Source organism: Agromyces mediolanus (assembly GCF_044917495.1).
Classification (GTDB): domain Bacteria; phylum Actinomycetota; class Actinomycetes; order Actinomycetales; family Microbacteriaceae; genus Agromyces; species Agromyces mediolanus_B.
On the sequence record NZ_JAVSSI010000005.1, the window covers coordinates 40,754 to 65,865 of the forward strand.

Annotated in this window: 23 protein-coding genes; 10 read left to right on the forward strand and 13 right to left on the reverse strand. The window is 72.7% G+C overall.

All coding sequences use genetic code 11. From position 1 onward, the window contains the following. Nucleotides 1-3 precede the first annotated feature (3 nt). On the forward strand, nt 4-456 hold the full coding sequence (locus tag ROT00_RS09010; RefSeq protein ID WP_404774151.1) for a hypothetical protein: 453 nt from the start codon (nt 4-6) through the stop codon (nt 454-456). 83 nt (nt 457-539) lie between these two features. Here the strand turns inward: ROT00_RS09010 and bcp are convergent, their stop codons facing one another. From bcp to ROT00_RS09030, 4 genes are read right to left on the reverse strand one after another with little or no spacing between them, the layout of a single operon-like run. Beyond that, nucleotides 540-1,016 carry a thioredoxin-dependent thiol peroxidase gene (bcp, locus tag ROT00_RS09015; RefSeq protein WP_404774153.1) on the reverse strand — a complete coding sequence of 159 codons (477 nt, stop codon included), beginning with the start codon at nt 1,014-1,016 and terminating at the stop codon, nt 540-542. Between the two features lie 59 nt (nt 1,017-1,075). Beyond that, nucleotides 1,076-2,569, reverse strand: coding sequence for a sensor histidine kinase (locus tag ROT00_RS09020; protein WP_404774155.1), 1,494 nt, complete (start codon nt 2,567-2,569; stop codon nt 1,076-1,078). Between the two features lie 3 nt (nt 2,570-2,572). Next, entirely contained in the window at nt 2,573-3,817 is a 1,245-nt protein-coding gene (locus ROT00_RS09025) for a CpaE/TadZ family protein (RefSeq protein WP_404774157.1), read from the reverse strand. Further along, nucleotides 3,817-4,425, reverse strand: coding sequence for a hypothetical protein (locus tag ROT00_RS09030; protein ID WP_404774159.1), 609 nt, complete (start codon nt 4,423-4,425; stop codon nt 3,817-3,819). The genes ROT00_RS09025 and ROT00_RS09030 overlap by 1 nt, the downstream gene beginning before the upstream one ends. A gap of 127 nt (nt 4,426-4,552) precedes the next feature. Between ROT00_RS09030 and ROT00_RS09035 the strand changes: the two genes are divergently transcribed. Continuing rightward, a complete protein-coding gene (locus ROT00_RS09035) occupies nt 4,553-4,846 on the forward strand; it encodes a helix-turn-helix domain-containing protein (RefSeq protein ID WP_404774160.1) in 294 nt (97 codons plus the stop codon). A 44-nt stretch (nt 4,847-4,890) separates the two neighbouring features. On the opposite strand, the gene ROT00_RS09040 is transcribed toward ROT00_RS09035, so the two are convergent. Further along, on the reverse strand, nt 4,891-5,469 hold the full coding sequence (locus tag ROT00_RS09040) for a hypothetical protein (RefSeq protein WP_404774162.1): 579 nt from the start codon (nt 5,467-5,469) through the stop codon (nt 4,891-4,893). Between the two features lie 179 nt (nt 5,470-5,648). Here ROT00_RS09040 and ROT00_RS09045 point away from each other — a divergent pair, with 179 nt between their 5' ends. Continuing rightward, nucleotides 5,649-6,092 (forward strand): Rv3235 family protein, encoded by a 444-nt coding sequence (locus ROT00_RS09045; protein WP_404774164.1) that lies wholly within the window; start codon nt 5,649-5,651, stop codon nt 6,090-6,092. A gap of 81 nt (nt 6,093-6,173) precedes the next feature. Here the strand turns inward: ROT00_RS09045 and secA are convergent, their stop codons facing one another. From secA to mtrA, 6 genes are all read right to left on the reverse strand, one after another. After that, nucleotides 6,174-8,969, reverse strand: coding sequence for a preprotein translocase subunit SecA (gene secA / locus ROT00_RS09050; RefSeq protein WP_404774166.1), 2,796 nt, complete (start codon nt 8,967-8,969; stop codon nt 6,174-6,176). A gap of 210 nt (nt 8,970-9,179) precedes the next feature. After that, complete coding sequence (gene hpf, locus ROT00_RS09055) at nt 9,180-9,884, reverse strand: ribosome hibernation-promoting factor, HPF/YfiA family (RefSeq protein ID WP_404774168.1); 705 nt, start codon at nt 9,882-9,884, stop codon at nt 9,180-9,182. A 90-nt stretch (nt 9,885-9,974) separates the two neighbouring features. Then, the gene (locus tag ROT00_RS09060) at nt 9,975-10,694 is read right to left on the reverse strand and encodes a ComF family protein (protein WP_404774170.1); all 720 of its coding nucleotides are present in this window, start codon (nt 10,692-10,694) and stop codon (nt 9,975-9,977) included. A gap of 125 nt (nt 10,695-10,819) precedes the next feature. Next, a complete protein-coding gene (locus ROT00_RS09065; protein ID WP_404774172.1) occupies nt 10,820-12,508 on the reverse strand; it encodes an LpqB family beta-propeller domain-containing protein in 1,689 nt (562 codons plus the stop codon). Continuing rightward, nucleotides 12,501-14,168, reverse strand: coding sequence for an MtrAB system histidine kinase MtrB (mtrB, locus tag ROT00_RS09070; protein ID WP_404774173.1), 1,668 nt, complete (start codon nt 14,166-14,168; stop codon nt 12,501-12,503). Before mtrB ends, ROT00_RS09065 begins: the two co-directional genes overlap by 8 nt. A gap of 4 nt (nt 14,169-14,172) precedes the next feature. Further along, a complete protein-coding gene (gene mtrA / locus ROT00_RS09075) occupies nt 14,173-14,853 on the reverse strand; it encodes an MtrAB system response regulator MtrA (RefSeq protein WP_404774175.1) in 681 nt (226 codons plus the stop codon). Nucleotides 14,854-15,027: 174 nt separating this feature from the next. On the opposite strand from mtrA, the gene ROT00_RS09080 reads away from it, so the two are divergent. The 6 genes from ROT00_RS09080 to ROT00_RS09105 all read left to right on the forward strand — a co-directional run bounded on the left by ROT00_RS09080 (nt 15,028) and on the right by ROT00_RS09105 (nt 21,560). Continuing rightward, on the forward strand, nt 15,028-16,341 hold the full coding sequence (locus tag ROT00_RS09080; protein WP_404774176.1) for a DUF7847 domain-containing protein: 1,314 nt from the start codon (nt 15,028-15,030) through the stop codon (nt 16,339-16,341). 4 nt (nt 16,342-16,345) lie between these two features. Next, nucleotides 16,346-16,990, forward strand: coding sequence for a DUF4129 domain-containing protein (locus tag ROT00_RS09085; RefSeq protein WP_404774178.1), 645 nt, complete (start codon nt 16,346-16,348; stop codon nt 16,988-16,990). Next, nucleotides 16,987-18,279, forward strand: a complete 1,293-nt coding sequence (locus ROT00_RS09090; protein WP_404774180.1) for a DUF4350 domain-containing protein — start codon at nt 16,987-16,989, stop codon at nt 18,277-18,279. The genes ROT00_RS09085 and ROT00_RS09090 overlap by 4 nt, the downstream gene beginning before the upstream one ends. Further along, nucleotides 18,276-19,247 carry an AAA family ATPase gene (locus ROT00_RS09095; RefSeq protein WP_404774181.1) on the forward strand — a complete coding sequence of 324 codons (972 nt, stop codon included), beginning with the start codon at nt 18,276-18,278 and terminating at the stop codon, nt 19,245-19,247. Before ROT00_RS09090 ends, ROT00_RS09095 begins: the two co-directional genes overlap by 4 nt. A 1-nt stretch (nt 19,248) precedes the next feature. Continuing rightward, nucleotides 19,249-20,634: a DUF58 domain-containing protein gene (locus ROT00_RS09100; protein WP_404774183.1), complete on the forward strand. Its 1,386-nt coding sequence runs from the start codon at nt 19,249-19,251 to the stop codon at nt 20,632-20,634. A 200-nt stretch (nt 20,635-20,834) separates the two neighbouring features. Then, entirely contained in the window at nt 20,835-21,560 is a 726-nt protein-coding gene (locus ROT00_RS09105) for an aquaporin (protein WP_404774185.1), read from the forward strand. Between the two features lie 132 nt (nt 21,561-21,692). On the opposite strand, the gene ROT00_RS09110 is transcribed toward ROT00_RS09105, so the two are convergent. After that, on the reverse strand, nt 21,693-22,688 hold the full coding sequence (locus tag ROT00_RS09110) for a stage II sporulation protein M (protein ID WP_404774187.1): 996 nt from the start codon (nt 22,686-22,688) through the stop codon (nt 21,693-21,695). 17 nt (nt 22,689-22,705) lie between these two features. Here ROT00_RS09110 and ROT00_RS09115 point away from each other — a divergent pair, with 17 nt between their 5' ends. Then, on the forward strand, nt 22,706-23,542 hold the full coding sequence (locus ROT00_RS09115; RefSeq protein WP_404774189.1) for an RDD family protein: 837 nt from the start codon (nt 22,706-22,708) through the stop codon (nt 23,540-23,542). A 76-nt stretch (nt 23,543-23,618) separates the two neighbouring features. On the opposite strand, the gene ahcY is transcribed toward ROT00_RS09115, so the two are convergent. After that, complete coding sequence (ahcY, locus tag ROT00_RS09120; protein ID WP_404774191.1) at nt 23,619-25,094, reverse strand: adenosylhomocysteinase; 1,476 nt, start codon at nt 25,092-25,094, stop codon at nt 23,619-23,621. Nucleotides 25,095-25,112: the final 18 nt, after the last annotated feature.

Here is a 25,112-nt window from a genome sequence, read left to right on the forward strand (position 1 = left end):
GCTGTGAATCAACGCTCCGACGAGCCGCCCGCTGTCTCCGAACCCTCCCCTGACCAGGGCGTTCCCCGAGTCGCGCTCGCGGTCGTCAACGCGCTCCTCGTGCTCGAGGCGATCGCGGTGGCCGGGGTGCTCGTCTGGCTCGTCGTCGACCTCCTGACGCTCACGCCCTCGTCCTACGCCACCGCCGTCGCGCTCATCGTCCTCGTCGCCATCGGAGCCGTGTTCACTGCCGCGGTCGCGGTGGCCTCCATCCGCCGCGCGGGGTGGTCGCGCGCCGCCGCGATCGTCTGGCAGGTGCTGCAGGTCTCCGTCGCCGCAGGCGCGTTCCAGGGCCTCTTCGCCCGCCCCGACATCGGCTGGGCGCTCCTCATCCCCGCCATCGTCGTGGTGGTGCTGATGCTCGCCCCCTCGGTGCGCCGCGTCTACGGGAACGCCGGGGCGGCACCGGAGCACTGAGTCCCCGGCACCGCCCCGGCGGTCTCCGCCCCGCGGAGCCTCCGCGGGGCGACGAGCCTCCGCGGGGCGACGGACCTCGAAGCTCAGCCGTCGAGGCCGAGCTCGCGGCGGATCCTGGCGACGTGGCCGGTGGCCTTGACGTTGTAGAACGCCTTCTGGATGCGTCCCTCCGGGTCGATCACGAAGGTCGAGCGGATCGAGCCCACGACGATCTTCCCGTAGAGCGACTTCTCCCCCCAGACGCCGTACGCCTGCTGGACGACGAGGTCGGGGTCGGCGAGGAGGGTGAAGTTCAACCGGTCGCGCTCGGCGAAGCGCTTCAGCTTCTCGACCTCGTCCTTCGAGACGCCGAGGACGCGGATGCCGGCGCTCTGGAACGAGTTCAGGCTGTCGCGGAAGTCGCACGCCTCGGTCGTGCAGCCGGGGGTCATCGCCTCGGGGTAGAAGTAGAGCACCACCGTGCCGCCGCGGAGCGACGAGAGCGTCACGGGAGTGCCGTCCTGGTCGTCGAGCGTGAAGTCGGGTGCGAGATCGCCGGGGGCGAGTCGTGCATCGTTCATACCGACCATGGTAGGCCGGGCCGGCCGCGGACGAGCCGCCGCCGGGACGGGACGACGGCTCAGGCGGAGGCGATCCAGCGCAGCGGCACCTCGATGGTCACCTCGGTGCCGGTGCCGACGACGGTGTGCCAGTCGATCGTGCCGCCGAGCTCGCCCTGGATCAGGGTGCGCACGATCTGCGTGCCGAGCCCTTCCCCGACGCGACCCTCGGGCAGCCCCGAGCCGGTGTCGCGCACCTGCACGGTGAGCTGCTGCTCGGAACGGTCGGCGACGACCTCGACCTCGCCCACCTGCCCCGCGAGACCGTGCTCGACCGCGTTCGTGACGAGCTCGGTGAGCGCGAGGGCGAGCGGCGTCGCGTACTCGCTCGGCAGCACGCCGAAGCTGCCGGAGCGCTTCGGGTGCGCCGTCGTGTTGTGGGCGGCGGCGACCTCGGCGACGAGCAGCAGGGCGCGGTCGAACACCTCGTCGAAGTCCACGTTCTGCGAGAGCCCCGTCGACAGGGTGTCGTGCACGACGGCGATCGCCCCGACGCGCCGCATCGCCTGCGTGAGCGCCTCGCGCGCCTCGTCGGAGTGGGTGCGGCGCGCCTGGATGCGGAGGAGGGAGGCGACCGTCTGGAGGTTGTTCTTCACCCGGTGGTGGATCTCCCGGATGGTCGCATCCTTCGTGATGAGCTCCTGCTCCTGGTGGCGCAGCTCGGTCACGTCGCGGGTGAGGACGATCGCGCCGATGCGCTCGCCGCGATGCCGGATCGGGATGGCCCGGAGCGACACCGTCACCCCGCGGGACTCGACGTCGGTGCGCCACGGCGCGCGGCCGGTCACGACGAGCGGCAACGACTCGTCGACGACGAGCTTCCCCGCGAGGAGCCGCGTCGTGACGTCGGCGAGGGACTCGCCCTCGAGTTCGTCGTCGAAGCCCATGCGGTTGAACGCCGAGAGGGCGTTGGGACTGGCGAACGTGGTGATGCCGTCGACGTCGAGCCGGATGAGTCCGTCGGACGCACGGGGCGCGCCGCGACGGGGGCCGGTCGGGGCGCCGAGATCGGGGAAGTCGCCGGAGGCGATCATCTGGAAGAGCTCGCCCGCGCAGTCGTTGAACGTGAGTTCCTGGCGGCTCGGGGTGCGGGTCGCGCCGAGGTTCGTGTGCCGGGTGATGACGGCCACCGGCTCCGGCGCGACCGCGGTGCTCACCTCGGCGAGGCGCCGCATGACGGGGACCGCGCGCACCCGCGTCGGCATCTCCTCGTACCAGTCGGGAGCCGAGGAGTCGACGATCTCGGCCGTGCTGTACGCCTGGGTCACGAGCTCGCGCCACTGCGGCTTGATGCGCTGCCCCACGAAGTCGCGGTAGAAGAGGGTCGCCGCGCTCGACGGACGCGCGTGCGCGACGGCGACGAAGTCGTCGTCCCCCGACGGCACCCACAGCACGATGTCGGCGAAGGCGAGGTCCGCGAGCAGCTGCAGATCGCCGACGAGCATGTGCAGCCAGTCGACGTCGGCCTGACTGCTGCGGCCCTGGGCGAGGACGAGTTCACTGAGGGTCGACACAGCTCAAGCGTAGTGCGGCGCACGTGATCGCACGCGATCGAACGCCCGCATTCCGCGGACGGCGCGGGGCCGCGCATCGGGTTCGGGGAATCGCTCCGCGGTGTACTCGCGAATGGCCGTCGCGAGCGGCGACCTCGGCGCCGCATCCCGCAGCGCCCGCGCACGGAGGATCGCGGCATCCGCAGCGCGCCCGTCGTGCGGCAAGAGCCAGGCCCGCTCGATCCCGCCGAGCCGCTGCAGCGTCGAACGCACCTGCGCGTAGGCGTCGACACCGAGCGCGCGCTGCCGCACCCGGTTGACGAGCACATCGAGCTCGGCGGGGTCGACGAGTTCGGCGAGCTCCGCGCATCCGCGGAGCAGCCGGCCGATCCCCAGCGGATCGGCGAGCCCGACGGCGAGGACCCGGTCGGCGGCCTCGAGCGCGGCGAACGTCGCCGCATTGCGCCTCGGGGCGAACTGGTCGCTCATGAGCTCCTCGTCGCGCTCGAGGCTGAAGCCCGTGTCGATCACCACGACCTCGGCCTCCGCCGCGATCGCGGCGACGGCGGCGGCCACGCGCTCTCCGCCGAGCTCGGGCCAGCGCGACGGGCCGATGAGTCCGGAGTACACCGAGAACTCGGCTCCGCCCGTGCGGCACGGCTGGGCGAGCCGGTCGAGCTCCGAGCGATCGAGCGCACCGAGTCCCACCAGGCGGCAGGCGGCCGCGAACCCCGGGGTCTCGTCGAGCAGCCCGAGCGCCTGGGCGACGGCCCCGCCGTACGGGTCGGCGTCGACGAGTGCGACCCGTCGGCCCCTCGCCGCCAGCTCGGCGGCGAGATTGACGGCGACCGTCGTGCGGCCGGGGGCGCCGTTCGGCCCCCAGACCGCGACCACCTCGCCGCGCCCGCGCGCGGGCGGGTCGAGCAGCAGGACCGTCGCGCCGACGACGACGGGCTCCAGCACCGACCAGTCGGTCTCGGGTCCGAGCACCTCGAGCAGCCCGGCGGCTCGGGCCGCGGCGCGCTCCCGATCGTCGTCTGCGATGGCGATGACGCGGATGCCCGATGCGTCGCAGGCGGCGAGGAGCGCCCCGTCGAAGGTGCGTGCCCCGGCCCCGGCGATCACGACCTCGGGAGCGGACTCGACGAGGCCGGCGAGGAGCTCGCGCCAGCTCGTGGTTCGAGCGACCACCCGGTGCCCGTGCTCGATCGCGTCGGCGAGGAGGCGGCGCTCGAGCTCCGGCTCGAGTGCGAAGGCGATCCTCGTCATCAGCCCGCCGCCCGCGCAGGGACGAGATCGATGGCATCGCCGGAGGCGAGCGCCTCCAGGAGGAGCGGGAGGCGTTCGCGGTCGAGCCGCAGCTCGACGAGCGGACCGTCGGCGGCGGGACCATCCGGCGGACTCACCGAGGCGACCTCCGCGCCCGGGACGAGCACCGCGGGCGGCGCGAAGCCGCGCTCGACGGCGTCGGCGGCCCAGACATCGACCACGGCACCGGGTTCGACGGCGGCCGGGAGCGCCCCGCGACTCGCGACGACGACCGCGGCGGAGTCCGTGGCGTCGGCGTCGGCGACGGCGTCGCTCGGCACCAGCTCCCCCGGGCCGACGGTGCGCGTGAGGACGGCTCCCGCCTCCAGCGGCGCGTCGGCCGACAGATACCTCGCCGCCCGGTCTCCCAGCACCGTCTCGACCAGGTCGAGATCCGCACGCTCGAGCTTCGACCCGGCGGCGAGGGTGTCGCGCGCGGCGTAGACCCGGACCGAGCGGTCGAGCCCGCCGACGAGCACCCAGACCCCGAGCACCGACGCGGCGACGAGCACGAGGCCCACCACCAGCCGGACGTCGACCCGCCTGCTCCGCCGAACGCGTCGCACCATGCCGTGTTCCCCTCTCCACCGTCGAGGCATCCCGACGCTCGCTCCATCGTCGCCCCGGGCGCCTCCGGCCGCGCGGAGTTATCCACAGTCCGTGCCGGCACGGCCCGTCGGGTCGATAATCGAGGGCATGACCTCACCTGAATCGGGCGGCGAGCTCGGGCGTTTCCTGACGCTCGCCGATACGGCGGAGCTCCTCGCCGTCGATGTGAGCGCCGTCGACGAGTTGATCCGCACCGGCGAGCTGCCCGCCATCCGCGTCGGACGCAGCGGCCCGTGGCGGGTCGAGCGCGCCCAGCTCGAAGTCTGGATCGACGAGCAGTACGAGCAGACGCGGCGCCACTCGGCCTGGAATCAGGGCGAGTTCGCGAACATCGCCGACCTCTCCGGCGCGCGCCGCGGAGGCATCCACCCGGTCGACTGACGGCACCGAGGCATCCCCCCGCGCGATTGCGCAGCCGCGGCCGATCAGAACGCGACGGTCGAGATCCGCCCGAACGGGACGAGCCGGTACCCCTGCACTTCGCGCTCGCGTCTGGCCGTGCCGGCCGGGTGCAACGCCAGCTCCAGATGGTCGCCGCCGACCCGGTCGATGGTGCCCTGCCAGGTGCCGCCGCCCGTGCCGTGCACGAGCACCGGCGCACGCCGCCGGGCGAGGTCGCGGAGGACGAACCCGAGTCCGATCCGCGCGGCGAGCGCGGTCGGCGGCTCCGGAGCCGCTCGCACGCTGTCGGCGAGCTGGTCCGGGAGCGGCAGCACGGCCTCGATCGCCTCCAGACGGAGGAGGAGTTGGCCGGTGCCCGGCGGCTCGGGCTCGGCCGAGAACCAGTCCCGACCGAACGAGCGTAGGGCGAGCGTCAGCGTGCGGCCGTCGACCAGTTCCAGCCGCACCGGCCGCCCGGACTCGTGCAGCGCGAGCAGTCGCTCGCGCAGCGACAGCCGGCCGAGCCGATGCCGTTCCTCCTCGAGCGCGAGCGTGCGCTCCTCCTCGCGCTGCTCGTGGTCGATCTGCGCGGCGAGGTCGTCGATGAGGCGTTCCCAGCGCATGCCGCCGACGCTAGTACGCCAGAGGAGATCATCGGTTCGATTCTCCACAGATCCTGGTATCCCTTGACAGATATTCCAGCCGCGGCATAGCGTTCATCGCACGGATCCCCCTCCTCCCCCGTTCGGGGGTGATCCGGTCGCTGGGCCGCGCCCGGCGATCGCCACGATCCAGGAGCACGATGATCCCGCACCACGAGTCGGCGCACGCCGGCGATCCGTTCGACGAGCCCGGCCCGCTCGACCGCGACGACTTCTTCGGGCCGCAGCCGGCGGGCCGCGCCGAGCTGCCCGATCCCGCTCCGCTGCTCCGGAATCTGGCGCACTGCGTGGTCGAGGCGCTCGCGGGCGCCCGAGATCTCGAGCAACTGGCCAGATGGGTGACCGACGACGTCTACCGCGGGCTCGAGAAGCGCGTCGCACTCGCTTCCCGCGCCCGTCGCGTCCGCGGCGCGCGGCCCCAGCGACCGGTGTTCGCGATCGGCACCATCCGGGCCAGCGAGCCCGCCGACGGGGTGGTCGAGGCCGTCGTCATCGTGCACCAGCGTCCGCGCACGCGGGCCATCGTCATCCGGCTCGAGGGATTCGACGCGCGGTGGCGCGCCTCCGTGATCGGCGTGCTCTGATGAGTTCTCCCGAGCGAATCGACGAGGGCCGCGCATCGACGTGCGATGCGCGGCCCTCGTGCGATGTGCTGGAAGCCCGAATCAGCGACCCTTGCGATCCTGCGCGCGACGCTCGGCGCGATTCTGCGGAGCGGCACCGTCGGTCGCCTGGCCGAACGCACCGCGCGCACCGCCCTGCGCGGGGGCCGCGCTCTCGCTCTGCGACTCCGCCACCGCGCGGCGGAGACGCTGCGTCGCCGCCTGCTGCAGCTGACCGCGCTGGTTCCGCACCTCGGCTTCGCCGGAGTCGCTCGGAGCCGTGTAGCTGAGCTTCTCCTCGGGGGTCGCCTGACGGCCGAGCCCCTTCGCCTCGATGTTCGTGCCCGCGACGCCGCCCTGCTGCGCCACCTCGACCTCGAGGTTGAACAGGAAGCCGACGGTCTCCTCGCGGATCGACCCCATCATCTGCTGGAACATCGCGTAGCCCTCGCGCTGGTACTCCACCAGCGGGTCGCGCTGCGCCATCGCCCGCAGGCCGATGCCGTCCTTCAGGTAGTCCATCTCGTAGAGGTGGTCGCGCCAGCGGCGATCGATCACCGAGAGCACGACGCGCCGCTCCAGCTCGCGCATCGCCGGGCTGCCGAGCTGCTCCTCGCGCCGCTGGTAGGCGAGCTTCGCGTCGGAGAGGATCTCGCGGCGGATGAAGTCGCGGTTCACCCGGCCCTTCTCACCGGCCTCGGCGACCACCTCGTCGATCGTGATGTCGATCGGGTAGAGCGTCTTCAGCTCGGTCCACAGCGCGTCGAGGTCCCACTCGTCGGGGTTGCCCTCGGCGGTGTGCTGGTCGAGCACCTCGTCGATGACGTTCTCGAGGAAGGCCTGCGTGCGCTCGTGCAGATCGTCGCCCTCGAGGATGTGACGGCGGTCCGAGTAGATCGCCTCGCGCTGCCGGTTCAGGACGTCGTCGTACTTCAGGACGTTCTTGCGGATTTCCGCGTTGCGCGCCTCGACCTGCGACTGTGCCGAGCGGATGGCCCGCGAGACGACCTTCGACTCGATCGCCACGTCGTCGGGGACGCCGCGCGACATGATGCTCTCGGCGGCGCCGGCGTTGAAGAGGCGCATCAGGTCGTCGGTGAGCGAGAGGTAGAACCGGCTCTCGCCGGGGTCGCCCTGACGACCCGAACGACCGCGGAGCTGGTTGTCGATGCGCCGCGACTCGTGCCGCTCGGTGCCGAGCACGTACAGTCCGCCGGCCTCGAGCACCTTCTCGCCTTCGGTCTCGACCTCGCGCTTGACCTCGGCGAACACGTCGTCCCAGGCCGCCTCGTACTCGTCGGGGGTGTCGACGGGCGACAGGCCCTTCTCGTGCATCCGCTGCACCGCGATGAACTCGGCGTTGCCGCCGAGCATGATGTCGGTGCCTCGACCGGCCATGTTCGTCGCGACCGTGACGGCGCCGTGACGGCCCGCCTGCGCGATGATCGCGGCCTCGCGCGCGTGGTTCTTCGCGTTCAGCACCTCGTGCCGGACGCCCTTCTTCGCGAGCAGGCGCGAGAGGTACTCGCTCTTCTCGACGCTCGTCGTGCCGACGAGGACGGGCTGGCCGTTCTTGTGCCGCTCGACGATGTCCTCGACGACCTGCGCGAACTTCGACTCCTCGTTCTTGTAGACGAGGTCGGGCTGGTCGATGCGCTGCATCGGCTTGTTCGTCGGGATCGGGACGACGCCGAGCTTGTACGTCGACATGAACTCGGCCGCCTCCGTCTCGGCGGTACCGGTCATACCCGACAGCTTCGAGTACAGGCGGAAGTAGTTCTGCAGCGTGACGGTCGCGAGGGTCTGGTTCTCGGCCTTGACCTGCACGCCCTCCTTCGCCTCGATCGCCTGGTGGATGCCCTCGTTGTAGCGGCGTCCGACGAGGATGCGGCCGGTGTGCTCGTCGACGATCAGCACCTCGCCGTTCATGACGACGTAGTCCTTGTCCTTCTTGAACAGGGCGCGCGCCTTGATCGAGTTGTTCAGGAACGAGATGAGCGGGGTGTTCGCCGACTCGTAGAGGTTGTCGATGCCGAGGTAGTCCTCGACCTTCTCGATGCCGGGCTCGAGCACGCCCACGGTGCGCTTCTTCTCGTCGACCTCGAAGTCCTCGCCGGGCACGAGCCGCTCGGCGAGCCGGGCGAACTCCGTGAACCAGCGGTTGGCCTCGCCGGACGCGGGTCCGGAGATGATGAGCGGCGTGCGCGCCTCGTCGATGAGGATCGAGTCGACCTCGTCGACGATGGCGAAGTAGTGGCCGCGCTGGACCATGTCGGACGCCTGCCACGCCATGTTGTCGCGCAGGTAGTCGAAGCCGAACTCGTTGTTGGTGCCGTAGGTGATGTCGGCCGCGTACTGCTCGCGCCGCTGCTGCGGGGTCTGCCCGGAGAGGATGCAGCCGGTCGTCATGCCGAGGGCGCGGAACACGCGGCCCATGAGCTCGGACTGGTAGGACGCGAGGAAGTCGTTCACCGTGATGATGTGGACGCCGCGGCTCGTGAGCGCGTTCAGGTATGCGGCGGTCGTCGCGACCAGGGTCTTGCCCTCGCCGGTCTTCATCTCGGCGATGTTGCCGAGGTGCAGGGCCGCACCGCCCATGAGCTGCACGTCGAAGTGCCGGAGGCCGAGGGTGCGTCGCGACGCCTCGCGCACCGCGGCGAACGCCTCGGGCAGCAGGTCGTCGAGCGACTCCCCGTTCGAGTAGCGCTCGCGCAGCTCGACGGTCTCGTGCTTCAGTTCCTCGTCGCTGAGGTCCTTGAAGTCGTCCTCGAGGGCGTTGATCGCCTTCGCGTAGTTCTCGAGGCGCTTGAGCGTGCGGCCCTCGCCGACGCGCAGGACCTTTTCCAGAATCGAAGCCACGAAATGCTCTCCCAGTGTCGTCGGCCGCACCCGCTCGGGTGGTGGGCACGCCCGCTGCCGCCTGTGCAGACGGTCATCATAGCCATGCTAGCGGGCAGCGACCTGGACACGGGCCGGATGCCGGCCGGGTGCGAGCCGAGCGCGAGGAGCCGCGGAAACGCGACGCGGGGCACCCGGCCGACGACCGGATGCCCCGCGTGCTGGATCGATCTACGAGGCGACCGCCTCGCGCCCCGTCGTGACGGGGCTGTCGACGACGGCGTCAGCCTGCTCATCGATCCCGATCACCCCGTAGTCCCAGCCCTTCCGCCGGTAGACGACGCTCGGCCGCCCCGACTCGGAGTCGACGAAGAGGTAGAAGTCGTGTCCGACGAGCTCCATGAAGTACAGCGCCTCGTCGACCGTCATCGGTGCGGAGGCGAAGACCTTGCGCCGGATCACGACCGGCGTGTAGACCTCGTCCTCGCCGTGGTCGTCGTGCTCGTCCACGACGGGGATGCTCCCCGTGCGCACCTGCTCGAGCACCTCGGCATCCGCCGCCTGCACGCCGACCCCGGTGAAGCCGGCGTCCGCGGCCTCGCGGAGCGAGGTGTGCCGATGCGCCCCGCCTCGATGCACCTTCCGACGGTCCTTCGCCCGGCGGACCCGTTCGAGCAATCGTCCGAGCGCCACGTCGAACGCGGCGTACTTGTCGCTGCCGTCCGCCTCCGCCCGGACGACGGGGCCGCGACCCACGAGCGTGAGCTCGACGCGGTCGGGACCCGGGTTCCCGTTCTTCTCGCTGTGGCGCACGAGCTTCACATCGAGCGCGATCGCCCGCTCGGCCAGATGCGAGACCTTCTCGGCCTTCTCTGTGACGTAGGCACGGAATCGATCGGTGACCCCAAGGTTGCGCCCGACGATGTTCAGTTCCATTACGGCCTCCATCTCCCGGCGTGTCACCCGGTTCTGAAGGGTGGTTGGACCACGCCTGTGCTGCCACCGTAGCCCGCTTCCGCCCGCTTGTCACGGAGAGTTCGCCGAAGATCTCCTGCAATGTTCATCAGCATCCCGGGCACGCCGGAGCGGCGTCTCCGCGAGCACCGCGAATCCGACGACCTCGGCGCCGCCCGCGTCGAGCGCCGCGGCCGCGGCCGCCAGCGTCGCGCCCGTGGTGAGGACGTCGTCGACCACGAGGAAGCGCCGCCCCGCCGCCCCGCAGGCGCGCAGCCAGCCCCGCGCGTTCCGGGCGCGCGCCCCGGCGCCGAGGCCCGCCTGGTCGAGGTGGGTGCGCGCCGGCCGCAGGACGCGCGAGGCCCGGAGGCCGGCGCTGGCGAGCAGTCGGTCGACCGGGCGGTACCCGCGTGCCCGGAGCGCTGCGGGGGTGGACGGGATGGTGCAGAGCTCGATGCCGGGGGCGTCCGCACGACGGGCGGTCGGCGATCCGGCGAGGGACGCCGCGATCGCTGCAGCGAGCGCGGGCCCGAGCGCGGGCGCGACGTCGGTCCGCCCGCCGTCCTTGTAGGCGCCGAGGACGGGGCGGATGGCGCCGGTATAGGACAGTGCGGCCCAGGCCCCGATCCCCGCCCCGGCGAGCGGCCGCGTCACGAACCGCGGCTCCGGGACGAGTTCGCCGCGGCACGACGGACAGACGGCGTGGTCGAGCGCGCCGCATCCGACGCACGAGACGGGGAGCATGAGGCCGAGCGCCCCGGCGAGCGCGGGGCGCACCCTCGACGTCGACATCTCCCGAGCATGACGCGGTCCGGCCGCGCGCACGCGCCGCATCGCCGTCCTCGTGGAGTCGTCGTGCGCGGCGCGCCGAGTGGAGGACGGGCCGGCTGCTCCAGCTGCGGGCCGAGGCCAGGTGCTCAGCCTGCGAGCTGCGAGCCGAGGAAGCGGATGCCGCTCGCCCGGATCTGCCAGCCCACTCCACTCACCGTCTCGAGATCGCCGTCGCTCGTCAGCACCCGGTACTCGCGCGGGCTCACGCCCGCGTCGAGCTGCTCACCGCCGACCGGTCCGTCACGACGGGTCGCGAGCCCGCCGAGCACCTGGCTCACGATTCCGCTGCCGCCGTCCGTCGCCGTCAGCGACGCGACCGTCGTCTGGTCGAGCCAGCTGACGTCCGCGGCCTCCCCCGCTTCGCCCGCGAGGATGAGCTGCACCGAGCCGAGCGCCTGCGGGGCGCCATCCGCCGTCCGGCCCACGGCGACCGCGACGAAGCGGCTGCCGGCTGCGTCGTCGAGGAGCGCGATGAGCCGCGTGCCGTCCGGTGCGAGCGCGAGCGCGGCGATGCCGATCGCCGACCAGGGCGCCTGGATCGCGACCGACGTGCCGTCCGGTCCCGACACGCGGATCTCCCGCGGCGCATCCGCCGGCACCGTCCAGACGTATCCGGACCCGTCGATGGCGGGGGCGATGAGGTCGTCGCGGTCGTCGACGCGGACGGGCTGCGCCTCGGCCCGCACGAGGAACACGTCGCCCTCGCCCGAGCGGACCGCGGCCGATTGCGCGTCCGGGGACAGCGCGGCCGCGGTCGGCAGCAGGCCGGCGACCTGATCGGAGATCCCGGCGATCGGCTCGATCGCCTCCCCGTTCCCGGCGAGCCGGCCGAAGGTCGTCCCGTCGTACACCACCGCCCGGGCGTCGGCCGTCGGATCCGTGATCGCCGAGAAGGTGAGCGCACCGGTCTGCACGGTGCCGTCGAGGGAGAGCTGGACGTCGTCGACGTTCGGCACCGAGGCGAGGCTCTCCTTCAACTGGAACCGCATCCGCTGGGCGGCGAGCTCGTCGTCCGCCGCTGCGGCGCCCTCGAGCGAGACGTCGGCGACGCCGCCGTCGATCGGCACCGCGTCCGGGTCGAGCCGGACGCCCTCGGGGAATGCCGACACCACTCCGGCGTCGAGCCAGTCGGCGGGTCCGGCCAGGAGCGCGCGGACGATGCTCGTCTGCGCCGACTCCCGGCCCGCGAACCAGCGGACGTCGGGCACGGCGAAGCGGAAGTCGCGGTCGAAGTAGTAGAGCGTGTGCATGCGGTAGACCCGGGAGAAGTTGGACTCGTCCATGAGCACGCCCGCGGGCGCCTCGCTGATCCGCCACTCGCCGCCGACCTTCACGAAGCGGTAGTCGAGCTGGATCGGCGCCTGCGACTGCGCGGCCTGGTACTGCCCGTTCGCCGCGAGCTCGGCCGCCGGCACGGCATCGATCTGGAGGTGCGCGTCGTCGACGCGCAGGGTGTCGCGGTCGGCGAAGCGGTCGATCGTCGCACCCTCGCCGGGCTGCCACTGGTCGGCGAACTCGGGCGCGAGGTACTGACGGGCGACTGCGTAGTTGCTGCGGGGGCTCGTCGCGGCGTTGATGAAGCCGCGCAGGATCTCCTCCTGCGTGGCGCCCTCGGTCGGCGACGGCGCCTGCAGGTCGAGTTCGAGCGCCTCGTCCCCGGTGCCCGGACTGCCGGCGTTCACGCCGCCGGAGCTCGGCAGCGAGGCGCAGCCGGCGAGCAGCAGCGCGGCGAGCGCCGCCGCGGCGGCGAGGACTCCCCCGACCCTCCTACGCATCGGGCACCCCCAGGCTCTTCGTATCGGTGGTGACGGCGTTCGGGGCGCCGGGTCCGGCCGCCTCGGGGTCGATCGGCACGAGCGGGAGGGGCGAGTCGCCGATCGAGCCGTTCGCGAGCCGGGGCACCGTGAGTCGGAAGACGGTGCCGACGCCGGGTCGCGACCAGACGTCGAGGGCGCCGCCGTGCGCGACCGCGTCCTCCAGGGAGATCGCGAGGCCGAGCCCGGTGCCGCCGATCGTGCGCGTCCGGCTCGGGTCGGCGCGCCAGAAGCGGTCGAACACGTGGGACTGCTCCTCCTCGCTCATGCCGAGACCGTAGTCCCGCACGCTGAGCGCCACCGCCTGCTCGTTCGAATCGACGGCGATGACGATCGGCCGGCCCTCGCCGTGCTCGATCGCGTTGCCGAGGAGGTTCCGCACGATGCGACGGATGCGGCGCGGATCGACGTGCGCGTCGAGATGGCCGCCGGGCGCATCGAGTCGGAGCTCGCTGCCGCGTTCCTCGGCGAGCTCGTGCATCGACTCGATCGCGTCGCCGGCGAGGTGGACGAGGTTCGTCGGCTCCGTCGCGAGCTCGACCGAGCCGGCGTCGTAGCGGCTGATCTCGAGGAGGTCGGCGAGGAGCTGCTCGAAGCGATCGGTCTGCGTGTGCAGGAGCTCGACCGTGCGCGCCGTCGGCCCGGGGAAGTCGTCGCGCTGCCCGTAGAGCACGTCGCCCGCGAGCCGGATCGTCGTGAGCGGGGTGCGCAGCTCGTGCGAGACGTCGGAGACGAACCGCTGCTGCACCACCGAGAGCTCCGCGAGCTCGCGGATGCGCGCCTGCAGACTGTCGGCCATGCCGTTGAACGATGCGGCGAGCGTCGCGAGCTCGTCCTCGCCCTTCTCCGGCATCCGCACGCCGAGATCGCCGGCTGCGAGCCGCCGACTGGTGACGGCGGCGGTGCGGATCGGTTCGATCACCCAGCGCACGACGAGCAGGGTGACGACCGCGAGCAGGGCGAGGAGGGCGATCGCCCCGATGACGCCCGTCGTCTGCATCTGGTCGAGGGTCTGCTGCGCGTCGGCGAAGTCGTAGCCGATGTAGAGCTCGTAGCGTCCCGCTCCCGGGACCTGCAGGTCGGAGCCGACGACGACGCCCGGATCGGTCCCGCCGTCGCCGTCGTCGAGGGCGACCGACTGCCAGAACTGCCCGCCGGGGTTCGCCTGCACCCGTTCGCGGAGCTCGTCGCTCAGCACCGACTCGAGCCCCGGCGCGATGCTGCCGAGGGGCGCGATCGTCGACGGCTCCTGTCCCGGGGCCCGGTAGACGCCGATCAGGGAGCTGCCGGAGCTCGACTGCACGATCTTCACCGTCGAGTCCATGAGGGACTGCATCGCCGCCTGGTCGGCGGCGTCGGAGGGGTTCAGGATGCGCTGCGCCGCTGCGGTGGCGTTGTTCGAGGATCCGAGCACCTGGTCGAGCTGCGTCTGGAAGAGGCTCGAGGCGACGCTGAAGCTGATGTAGAGGCCGATCACGAGGATCGCGAGCCCCGACAGCGCCAGGGTGATCAGCACGGTGCGGAACTGCAGCGAATGGCGCCACAGCGTCGCCAGCCGCCGCGGGATGCCTCGCCAGCGGCCGATCCGCAGCGTCGCCGGCGCCGCCTCGGCCGTGCTCATGCGCCTAGGTGGTCGCGCCGGCGCGGTAGCCCACGCCGCGCACGGTCATGACGATCCGGGGGTTGTCGGGGTCGTGCTCGACCTTCGCCCGGAGGCGCTGCACGTGCACGTTCACGAGCCGGGTGTCGGCCTTGTAGTGGTAGCCCCAGACCTGCTCGAGCAGCATCTCCCGGGTGAACACCTGCTGGGGCTTCGCCGCGAGCGTGTGCAGCAGGTCGAACTCGAGCGGGGTGAGGTTGATCCGCTCGTCGCCGCGTCGCACCTCGTGCCCGGCGACATCGATCACGAGATCGCCGACGCCGAGCGTCTCGGGCGCCTGCTCGGGCGCCGGGCGCAGCCGAGTGCGGATCCTCGCGATCAGCTCCTTCGGGTTGAAGGGCTTCACGATGTAGTCGTCGGCACCGGACTCGAGGCCGCGCACGACGTCGGCCGTGTCGCTCTTCGCCGTCAGCATGATGATGGGGGTGCCCGACTCGGCGCGGATGCGTCCGCACACCTCGATGCCGTCCATGCCGGGCAGCATGAGGTCGAGGAGCACGAGGTCGGGCCGCGCCTCGCGGAACGCTTCGACCGCCTGGCCGCCGTCGGCGCAGAACAGCGGCTCGAATCCCTCGGAACGCAGCACGATGCCGATCATCTCGGCGAGGGCCGTGTCGTCGTCGACGACCAGGATGCGTTGGGACATCGATTCACATTTCCGCTCGGGCCGGGGCTTCTGCGACATGGCCGGTCGTCCAAGCGTAGCCGTTCGAGCGCGGTCGGACCGGATGCCGGCCACCGCGAGCCCTGCTGTGGACGGCGTCGTTCGTTCCTGCGTCGGATGTGAAAGCATGGGGAGACCGCCGGAAGGAGCCCGTTCGTGACCGATCCGCAGTGGCAAGCGCCCGGACAGGGCGCGTGGCCGCCGCCGGCGAACGGCGCCCCGCCTCCCGGCGGGTGGGCCCCGCCGGCAGCCGGCTCGGGAGACGGCTCGTCGCAGCCCGGGTACGGTGCGCCCCAGCCGGGGTCTGGCGCGCCCCAGTACGGCGCCCCGCAATACGGCGCCCCGCAATACGGCGCGCCCCAGTACGGCGCCCCGCAGTACGCGCCCCAGTACGGCGGACCGCAACCCGGGTGGACGCCTCCGCCGAAGCCGGGGCTGCTGCCGCTCCGCCCGCTCGGCTTCGGCACGCTGATGTGGGCGCCGTTCCGCACGCTGCGCAGGAACCCGGGGCCCGTCCTCGGCAGCGGCCTCATCGTCCAGCTCGCCATCGCACTCGCCACGGTCGGCGCGTTCGTCCCGTTCTTCTTCGCGATGGCCGGCCGCGTGGATTCCGCGAGCGCCGCCGACCAGGACGTGATCATGGCCGGGGCGATGGGCGGCTTCCTCCTCCTCATGCTCATCCCGCTCGCGCTCTCCGTCGTCGGCACCGCGTTCCTCCAGGGCATCATGGTCGTCGAGGTCGCGAGCAGCACCCTCGGCGAACGCCTGCGCTTCGGCGAGCTGTGGCGGCGCACCGCCCGGCGGATCTGGCCGCTCATCGGCTGGACGCTCCTCGTGGGGGTCGCCGCGATCATCGCGATCCTCGCCGTCGTCCTGCTCGGCGTCCTGGTCGGCGTGAGCTTCGCGGCGGCGACGTCCGGCGCGGTCGGCGGCATCGTCGCGACGGTGATCATCATCGGGTTCGTGGTGCTCGCGGTCGCTGCCCTGTTCGTGTGGCTGGCGGTGAAGCTGTCGCTCGTCCCGAGCGTCATCGTCATGGAGGGCGCCGGCGTCGGTCGCGCGATCGGGCGGTCGTGGCGGCTGACCAACGGCTTCTTCTGGCGCACCTTCGGCGTCGAGGCCCTCGTCGCCGTCATCCTGAATCTCGCCGCTCAGGTCGTGACCACCCCCGTCTCCCTCATCGGCGGCATCGTCATCGGGCTCGTCGACCCGACGGGCTCTGGGAGCGGGGTGGGCGCCATCATCGCGCTCTACGCGGTCTCGTTGGTACTCTCGCTCGTCATCGGGGCGATCACCGCCGTGGTGCAGTCGGCGGTCGTGGCGGTCGTCTACCTCGACCTCCGCATGCGCAAGGAGGGCCTCGACCTGCTCCTCCAGCGGCACGTCGAGCTCCGGGACGCCGGCCAGCCGGTCGGCGACCCGTTCGCACCGTCCGCGGCGCCCGCGGCCCCCGCTCCGGCCTGGACCTGACCGCGTGCGAATCGAGATCCCCGTCGACCCGGACGCCGAGGAGGCGCGCCGCTGGCTCGTCGACGAGCTCTCGAAGCCCGAGTACCGGGCGGCCGAACCGAGCTGGTTCGACCGGCTGATGCAGGCGATCGGCGACGCCGTCTCCGACCTCTTCTCCGGCGCCGGCGGCGTGCCGCAACCGCTCATCATCGGCATCGTGGTGGTCGCCGTCGTCGCCCTCGTCGTGATCGGACTCCTCGTCTTCGGCCTGCCGAGGCTCCGACGGCGGCGTGCCGGGTCCGTCCCCCTGTTCGACGACGCCGACGTGCGCGGGCTGGACGAGCTCCGCCGTGCCGCCGTGCTCGCGGCGCAGCAGGGCGACTGGCCGCTCGCGATCGAGGAGCGCTACCGAGCCCTCGTCCGAGGGCTCGCCGAACGGGAACTCGTCCGCATCCACCCGGGCACGACCGCGCACGCGATCGCGGTCGCGGCAGCGAGTCCCTTCCCCGGGCACGCGGCCGCGCTCCTGGAGGCGTCGCGCGCGTTCGACGACGTGCGGTACCTCGGCCATGGCGGCGGCGCCGCCGCGTACGAGCGGCTCACCGCCCTCGAAGCGGAACTCGCCGGCACGACGCCCGCGACCGCCGTCCGAGTGGGAGTCCCGACGTGAGCGCGCCGATCACCGGGCCCGACACGGCGGCGCCGACCCTGCCGGACGCCGCGCCGCCGGAGGCCGCCCCGCAGGCGACCGCGCTCACTCCGACCCTCCGCGGAGGACTGCGCCGCGCGCGCACCTGGATCGCGATCGCCGTCATCGCGATCCTCGGCGCCCTCGCGCTCCTCGTCATCCAGGGCGGGATGCGCACCGCGGGCCCGCCGCTCGGCGCCGCCAACCCGGCCCCCGCCGGTGCGAAGGCGGTCGTGGAGGTGCTGCGCGCCCAGGGCGTCGAGGTCCGCGAGGTGTCCTCCTTCGACGACGCAGACGCCGCGGCCCGCGCCGGCGCCGCCGTGCTCGTCGCCGATGCCGCGGGATTCCTCGATCCGGAACGCCTCGCCGAGCTGGCGGGCACGACCGAGCAGCTCGTCGTCGTCGATCCCGGGTTCGCGACGCTGTCCGAGCTCGCCGACGGCGTCCGCCTCGCCGGGGTCGCGAGCGGACCGCTCGACCATGCGGGCTGCGCGCTCCCCGCGGCCGAACGCGCGGAGCGCCTCTCCGACGGACAGCGCCTCTTCCGCCTCGACGACGCCGCGCGCGACGACGGCTGGGAAGGCTGTTTCGCCGACGGCGACTTCGGCTTCGCGCTCGTCGACGGGCCGAGCGACGGCGGCCGGCTCACGATCGTCGGCAGCTCGACCGTGTTCGCGAACGGCACCGTCGACGAGGCGGGCAACGCAGCCCTCGCCCTCGGCCTGCTCGGCGAGGCCGAGGAACTCGCCTGGTACGTCCCGGGCATCGAAGACGTCGACGCCGCCACCGCGCCGACCCTCGGCGAGCTCACCCCGGGGTGGGTGACCCCGGTGGCCGTGCTCGCGATGCTGCTCACCGTCGTCGCGGCCATCTGGCGGGGCCGCCGATTCGGTCCCCTCGTCGCGGAGGACCTCGTCGTCGACGTGCCGATCGCGGAGACCCGGGAGGGCCGCGCCCGGCTCTACGCGCGGAGCGCGGTGCGCACCCACGCGCTCGATCAGCTCCGCATCGGCGCGCTCGGCCGCCTCATCCGCCTGTTGAAGCTGCCCCGTTCCGCCGACGCCCGCGAGATCGCCATCGCCGCCGCGACCGCGACCGGACGCGAGCCGCACGCCACCGAGCGCCTGCTCATCGACGAGGAGCCGCTCGACGACCGCCGTCTCGTGGAGCTCGCGGCGGCGATCCACGAGCTCGAGGCCGAGGTCCGGCGAACGCTCCAGCCGGACACCGACCCCACGCAGACCACCGAACGACCAGGAAGGCCATCATGACCGACCCCATCCAGACGGATGCCGAGCTGCGCGATGCCCTGAACCGCGTGCGCACCGAAGTGGGCAAGGCCGTCGTCGGCCAGGACGGCGCCGTGACCGGCCTGATCATCGCGCTCCTCGCAGACGGGCATGTGCTCCTCGAAGGCGTGCCCGGCGTCGCGAAGACCCTCCTCGTCCGCACGCTGAGCCGCACGCTCCGGCTCGAGACGCGCCGGCTCCAGTTCACCCCGGATCTGATGCCGGGCGATGTCACGGGCTCGCTGGCGTACGATCCCCGTTCCGGCGAGTTCGCGTTCCGCGAGGGCCCGATCTTCACGAACCTCCTGCTCGCCGACGAGATCAACCGCACCCCGCCGAAGACCCAGTCCGCGCTGCTCGAGGCGATGGAGGAGCGCCAGGTCTCGGCCGACGGCGTCACCCGCCCGCTCCCCGACCCCTTCCTCGTCGCCGCGACGCAGAACCCGATCGAGTACGAGGGCACGTACTCGCTGCCGGAGGCGCAGCTCGACCGCTTCCTGATGAAGCTCGTGCTCGAGGTCCCCGAGCGGGATGCGGAGTTCGCGATGCTCCGTCGCCACGCCGACGGCTTCTCCCCGCACGACCTGGAGGCCGCGGGCGTGCAGCCCGTGCTCTCCGCCGGCGAACTCGCGGCGGCGAGGGCGGCCGCGCGACGCGTCGGCGCCTCGGACGACGTGCTCGCCTACCTCGTCGACCTCGCGCGGGCGACCCGGCGCGCGCCCTCGCTGCGGCTCGGCGTCAGCCCCCGCGCCGCGACCGGCCTGCTCGCCGCGGCCAAGGCCTGGGCCTGGCTCACGGGATACGAGCGACTGACGCCGGACCACCTGCAGGCCATGCTGCTCCCCGTGTGGCGCCACCGCGTCCAGCTGCGGCCGGAGGCCGAGCTCGAGGGCGTCGCAGTCGACCAGGTGCTGCGCGGGATCGTGCAGCAGGTCCGGGTGCCGCTCTGAGATGACGATCTCCGGGAGGTTCGTGCTGCTCCTCGCGCTCGGCATCGTGCCGACCGTCGCGCTGAGTATTCTGGCGAGCGTCGCCTCGGGCGCGCCGACGCCGGCCGCCGCCGCGGCCGCCGGCGGCCAGGCCGCGTGGCTGACGCTGCTCGCCTGGCTGGCGCTCTCGGTCGGGCTCGGGGCGATCGACCTCTCCCTGGCGGCGTCGCCGCGTCGCGTCGCACTGCACCGCGAGCTCCCGGGGCGGGTCCGGCTCGGCGAGCCGGCGCGCTCGGAGCTGCTGATCCAGAACCTCGGCAGCCGCGCGATGCGCGCGGTCGTGCGCGACGGCTGGCAGCCGTCCGCGGGAGTGGCCGGCCCGAACCGCACGCGGCTGCGCATCCCCGCCGGTGAGCGCCGGCGCGTCACCCTCACCCTGATCCCCGTGCGCCGCGGCGACCGCAGGGTCGAGCAGGTCACCATCCGCAGCGCCGGTCCGCTCGGCCTCTGGTCGCGGCAGGCGACCATCGCCGGCCCGGGCCGACTCCGCGTGCTGCCGCCGTTCGCGTCGCGGGTGCACCTCCCGTCGCGGCTCACCCGGCTCCGGGAGATCGACGGCCGCACCCCGCTCCTGATCCGCGGGCAGGGCACCGAGTTCGATTCGATCCGCGAGTACGTGCGCGGCGACGACGTCCGTTCCATCGATTGGCGGGCCACCGCCCGCCGCACCGATCCCGAGTCGCCCGGCGGGACCCGGCTCATGGTCCGCACCTGGCGGCCCGAGCGCGACCGCCGGATCGTCATCGTCACGGACACCTCGCGCACCGCCGCCGCGCGCATCGCCGACGAACCGCGGCTCGACACCGCCTTCGAGGCGTCGCTCCTCCTCTCCGCGCTCGCCTCCCATGCGGGCGACCGGGTCGACTGGCTCGCCTGGGACCGCCGCGTCCGCGGCCGCGTGCACGGCGCCAACGGCCCGGAGCTGCTCGCGCAACTCGTCGACGTCATGGCGACGATCGAGCCCGAGCTCATCGAGGCGGACTGGGCCGCGGTCCCGGCCCAGGTGCGGCGGCTCACGAGCCGTCGGGCGCTCGTCGTGCTGCTCACCGGCGTGGACTCCCCCGCGAACGCCGCCGGCCTGCTCGCCATGCTCCCGCAGCTCACCGCGCGCCACCTCGTCATCGTGGCCACCGTCGCCGATCCGGACGCCGTGGACGCCAGCCGGCGCACCGACGAGCTCGACGAGGTCTACCGCGCCGCCGCGGCCGAACGCGGGCTGCTCGACGGCTCGCGCGTCGCGGCCGCCATCCGCCGGCTCGGCGCCGAGACCGTGACCGCACCGCCGCACGAGCTCCCGCCGGCCCTCGCCGACCACTATCTCGCGCTGAAGGCCGCCGGCCGGCTCTGAGCCCGCGGGCGCCGCAGCGCCGCGGCACGCGCCCGGCGCTCCGTCGCCCGGCGTCATGCGACGTCGTGGCGCGACACACCGGCGCGCCTCGCCCCGCCGGCGATCGTCCTTCTCGATAGGCTCATGCCCGGCGCGGAGGGGTCCCGCGCCGTCGTCGCCTCCGCGGGAGGCGGCTCGCCTCCCTAGGAAAGGACACCAGCATGGCCGAAACGGCCGCACCCTCGACCGGGCAGAAGCTCACCGCCGAACTCCTCGGCACCTTCATCCTCGTCTTCGGCGTCATCGGCGCCGCGATCTTCTCCTCGGCGAACGCCACCCTGCTCGGTGTCGCCTTCGCGCTCGGCCTCAGCGTGCTCGTCGCCGCCTACGCCTTCGGCCCGATCTCGGGCGGGCACTTCAACCCGGCCGTGACGCTCGGCCTCGCCGTCGCCGGGCGCTTCGCGTGGAAGGACGTCGCCGGATACCTCGTCGCGCAGATCGTCGGCGGCATCCTCGGCGCCGTCGTGCTGCTCGGCATCGTCGCGAGCGCACCCGGTGCCGACGTGGTCGCCACCTTCCGCTCCGCCTCGACCGGCTACGACGAGCTCTCCCCCGCCGGCTTCGGGATCGGCGCGTTCTTCATCGCCGAGATCGTCGCGACGGCCGTGTTCCTGTTCGTCATCCTCGGCGTGACCTCGGCCGGGCGCTCCGCCGCGAACTTCGCCCCGCTCGCGATCGGCCTCACGTTGACCGTGCTCGTGCTCGTCGCCGGCCCGATCACGAACGGCTCGTTCAACCCCGCCCGCTCGATCGCGACGGCGATCTTCGGCGGCGGCGACGCGCTCGTCCAGCTCTGGGCGTCGATCGTCGCCCCGATCGTCGGCGGTGTCATCGCCGGTGTGATCTACAAGACGGTCTTCGACCGCGCGGTGAAGCTCTCCGCGTAGCACGGCACGTCGATGGCGGATGTCCCGGACGGGGCATCCGCCATCGCCGTCTCCAGCGGGGCACGACCCGAGCTGCTGCGAGGCGACGACCGCCAGGCGGATGCCTGGAGCGACCGGGCGACCCGCTGCGACTCAGCCCGCGACGATGCGGCGTTCGCCCGATTCGAAGGGGCTGAGATCGCCGGTCTCCCCGGCGCGAGCCGCGCGCCGGCCGAGCACGAGCATCGTGAACAGCAGCGCGGCGAGCGCGAGCGCGCCGATGCCGATCTTCACCGCCCAGGGCCAGGGCTGCGGGGTGACGAAACCCTCGATCAGCCCCGAGACGAAGAGCCAGAAGACGAGCCCGATCGCGATCGTGAACAGCGCACGCGCCTCGGCGGCGAGGGAGGAGCTCCGGCTGCGGGCCCCGGGGGCGATCCACGCCCAGAAGATGCGCAGGCCCGCCCCGGCGGCGACGAAGACGCAGGTGAGCTCGAGCAGCCCGTGGGGCGCGATGTAGAGGAAGAACGTGTCGGCCTCGTCGAAGTGGAACATGATGCCCGCCATGATGCCGAGGTTCTGCGCGTTCTGCAGGATCACGTAGGGCACCCAGACGCCCGTGATGCCGAAGGCGACGCACTGCGCCGCGATCCATGCGTTGTTCGTCCACACGGACCCGGCGAACGACGCCGCAGGATGCTCGGAGTAGTAGGCCGCGAAGCCCTCGTCGGCGATCTGCTTGAGCTCCGCCTCGCTGCCGAGGTTCGCGATGACGCGCGGGTCGGAGAGCACCCACGAGGCGAACAACCAGGCGACGATCACCGTGGCCACCGCGACCGCGAGCGTCAGCCAGCGCACCCGGTAGAGGGCGGCGGGCAGGGACACGAGCCAGAAGCGGGTGAGTTGGCGGAGCGGATTCTCCGGCACGCCGGTGAAGCGCAGGCGCGCTCGGGCGAGCAGGATCGAGAGCCGATCACCGAGCGCGGTCGAGCCGGCAGTGGTCTTCACGGTCGACAGGTCGGAGGCGGCCGACTGGTACCGCTCGATCAGCTCGTCGGTCTCGCGCCCGTCGAGCCGGCCCCGCCGGGTGAGCGCGTCGAGTCGCTGCCAGTCATCGGCACGGGCGGCTGCGAGAGCGTCGAGATCCATCTGCTTGAATACTACCCATGACCGTCGCAGCGCCGGATCGCCGCTCCACAGCCCCGGACGAGGGGCTCATCACCGGTGAGGCGGTCCAGCTCGACGTGCGTCCGGCCGGCGCCGTGCTCCGTGCGGCGGGCGCGGCGATCGACGTGCTCGCGACGCTCCTCGTCGGCGGCGGACTCCTGTGGCTCGCATCGAGTCTCAGCCTCGACGAGGCGGCGTTCCGCGCCGTCGGCATCACCGTGCTCGTCGTCTGCCTCGTCGTCGTCCCGACGACGGTCGAGACGGCCTCCCGCGGCCGCTCCCTCGGCAAGCTCGCGCTCGGGCTGCGGGTCGTGCGCGACGACGGCGGGGCGATCGGCTTCCGGCACGCGTTCATCCGCGCCCTCACCGGTGTGCTCGAGATCTACTTCACGCTCGGCGGGCTCGCGGTGCTCGTCGGCTTCCTGAACCCGTCCTCGAAGCGGCTCGGCGACCTCCTCGCCGGCACCCACGCGCAGATGGAGCGGGTGCCGAAGCTCGAGATCGACCCGTTCGGCGTCCCCGTGCCGCTCACGCACTGGGCCGCGACCGCCGACGTCGGCCGGCTCCCCGCGCCGCTCGAGCGGCGGATCGCCGCGTTCTTCCGCAACGCCTCGCACCTCGTCCCGGAGCGGCGCGCCGGCTTCGCGGCGGCGCTCGCCGCCGAGGCCTCGCCCTACGTCTCGCCGATCCCGGATGCCCCGGCCGAGCTCTTCCTCGCGGGCCTCATCGCGCTCCGGCGCGAGCGCGACACGGCGGCCCTCGAGCTCGAGGCGGCGCGGATGCGCTCGCTCGCCCCGGTGCTCACCGCGCGCCCGAACGGCTTCCCCGAGCGCTGAGCCGGGCGCTGAGCCGCCTGCTGGGCCGGGAGCTCACGACGCCGCGGCGACGCGGGTGCGCCGCCGCGGCATCCCGTCAGTAGCGGTAGTGGTCGACCTTGTACGGACCCTCGACCGGGACGCCGATGTACGCCGCCTGCTCGGGGGTGAGCTCGGTGAGCTCGACGCCGAGGGCGTCGAGGTGCAGGCGCGCGACCTTCTCGTCGAGGTGCTTCGGCAGCACGTACACCGCGGTGGGGTACGCCTCGGGGCGGGTGAAGAGCTCGATCTGGGCGAGCACCTGGTTCGTGAACGAGTTGCTCATCACAAACGACGGGTGCCCGGTCGCGTTGCCGAGGTTCATCAGACGGCCTTCGCTCAGCACGAGCACGCTGCGCCCGGTGGGCAGTCGCCACTCGTGCACCTGGGGCTTGATCTCGACGCGCTCGGCGCCCTCGAGCGCCTCGAGCGCGGCCATGTCGATCTCGTTGTCGAAGTGGCCGACGTTCGCGACGATCGCGAGGTGCTTCAGCCCGAGGAGGTGCTCGAGGCGGACGACGTCCTTGTTGCCGGTCCCGGTGATGAGGATGTCGATGTCGCCGATCACCGACTCGAGGCGGGCGACCTGGAACCCGTCCATGGCCGCCTGCAGCGCGTTGATCGGGTCGACCTCCGAGACGATGACGCGGGCGCCCTGGCCGCGGAGCGCCTCCGCCGCACCCTTGCCGACGTCGCCCGCGACGAAGGCGACCTTGCCGCCCATGAGGACGTCGGTGGCCCGGTTCAGCCCGTCGGGGAGCGAGTGCCGGATGCCGTACTTGTTGTCGAACTTCGACTTCGTCACGGAGTCGTTGACGTTGATCGCCGGGAAGCGCAGCTCGCCGCGCGCGTGCAGCTCGTAGAGGCGGTGCACGCCGGTGGTGGTCTCCTCGGTCACGCCGCGGAGCTCCTCGGCGATGCGCGTCCAGCGGTCGCTCGAGAGCTCGAGCGAGCGGCGCAGGGTCTCCAGCACGACGCGGAACTCGGCGCTGTCGGCGGCGCCCGCCTCGGGGACGGCGCCGGCGAGCTCGAACTCGCGGCCCTGGTGCACGAGGAGCGTGGCGTCGCCGCCGTCGTCGAGGATCATGTTCGGCCCGATCCAGTCGGCGCCCGCTGCAGCGGCCTCGGCCGACCAGTCGAAGATCCGGTCGGTGCACCACCAGTACTCGTCGAGCGTCTCGCCCTTCCAGGCGAACACGGGCACGCCGGCGGGCTCCTGGGCGGTGCCGTTCGGGCCGACGACGATCGCGGCGGCGGCCTCGTCCTGCGTGGAGAAGATGTTGCAGCTCGCCCAGCGCACCTGCGCGCCGAGCGCGACGAGGGTCTCGATGAGCACCGCCGTCTGCACGGTCATGTGCAGGCTGCCGGCGATGCGGGCGCCGGCGAGCGGCTGGGACGCGCCGAACTCGGCGCGGAGCGCCATGAGCCCCGGCATCTCGTTCTCGGCGAGCCGCAGCTGATGGCGGCCGGCCTCGGCGAGCGAGAGGTCGGCGACCTTGAACGGCAGGGCGGTGGTGAGGGGCTGGGAGCTCATGCCATCCATTCTCCGGCC

Bases quoted from the DNA above. Each gene is read 5' to 3' on its own strand.
- ROT00_RS09025 (WP_404774157.1), bottom strand. From the start codon at position 3,817: ATGACGAGGATCGCCTTCGCACTCGAGCCGGAGCTCGAGCGCCGCCTC.
- ROT00_RS09060 (WP_404774170.1), bottom strand. From the start codon at position 10,694: ATGTCGACGTCGAGGGTGCGCCCCGCGCTCGCCGGGGCGCTCGGCCTC.
- bcp (WP_404774153.1), bottom strand. From the start codon at position 1,016: ATGAACGATGCACGACTCGCCCCCGGCGATCTCGCACCCGACTTCACG.
- ROT00_RS09105 (WP_404774185.1), top strand. From the start codon at position 20,835: ATGGCCGAAACGGCCGCACCCTCGACCGGGCAGAAGCTCACCGCCGAA.
- mtrA (WP_404774175.1), bottom strand. From the start codon at position 14,853: ATGTCCCAACGCATCCTGGTCGTCGACGACGACACGGCCCTCGCCGAG.
- ROT00_RS09095 (WP_404774181.1), top strand. From the start codon at position 18,276: ATGACCGACCCCATCCAGACGGATGCCGAGCTGCGCGATGCCCTGAAC.
- ROT00_RS09035 (WP_404774160.1), top strand. From the start codon at position 4,553: ATGACCTCACCTGAATCGGGCGGCGAGCTCGGGCGTTTCCTGACGCTC.
- ROT00_RS09115 (WP_404774189.1), top strand. From the start codon at position 22,706: ATGACCGTCGCAGCGCCGGATCGCCGCTCCACAGCCCCGGACGAGGGG.
- mtrB (WP_404774173.1), bottom strand. From the start codon at position 14,168: ATGAGCACGGCCGAGGCGGCGCCGGCGACGCTGCGGATCGGCCGCTGG.
- ROT00_RS09030 (WP_404774159.1), bottom strand. From the start codon at position 4,425: ATGGTGCGACGCGTTCGGCGGAGCAGGCGGGTCGACGTCCGGCTGGTG.
- hpf (WP_404774168.1), bottom strand. From the start codon at position 9,884: ATGGAACTGAACATCGTCGGGCGCAACCTTGGGGTCACCGATCGATTC.
- ROT00_RS09110 (WP_404774187.1), bottom strand. From the start codon at position 22,688: ATGGATCTCGACGCTCTCGCAGCCGCCCGTGCCGATGACTGGCAGCGA.
- ahcY (WP_404774191.1), bottom strand. From the start codon at position 25,094: ATGAGCTCCCAGCCCCTCACCACCGCCCTGCCGTTCAAGGTCGCCGAC.
- ROT00_RS09065 (WP_404774172.1), bottom strand. From the start codon at position 12,508: ATGCGTAGGAGGGTCGGGGGAGTCCTCGCCGCCGCGGCGGCGCTCGCC.
- ROT00_RS09040 (WP_404774162.1), bottom strand. From the start codon at position 5,469: ATGCGCTGGGAACGCCTCATCGACGACCTCGCCGCGCAGATCGACCAC.
- ROT00_RS09100 (WP_404774183.1), top strand. From the start codon at position 19,249: ATGACGATCTCCGGGAGGTTCGTGCTGCTCCTCGCGCTCGGCATCGTG.
- ROT00_RS09045 (WP_404774164.1), top strand. From the start codon at position 5,649: ATGATCCCGCACCACGAGTCGGCGCACGCCGGCGATCCGTTCGACGAG.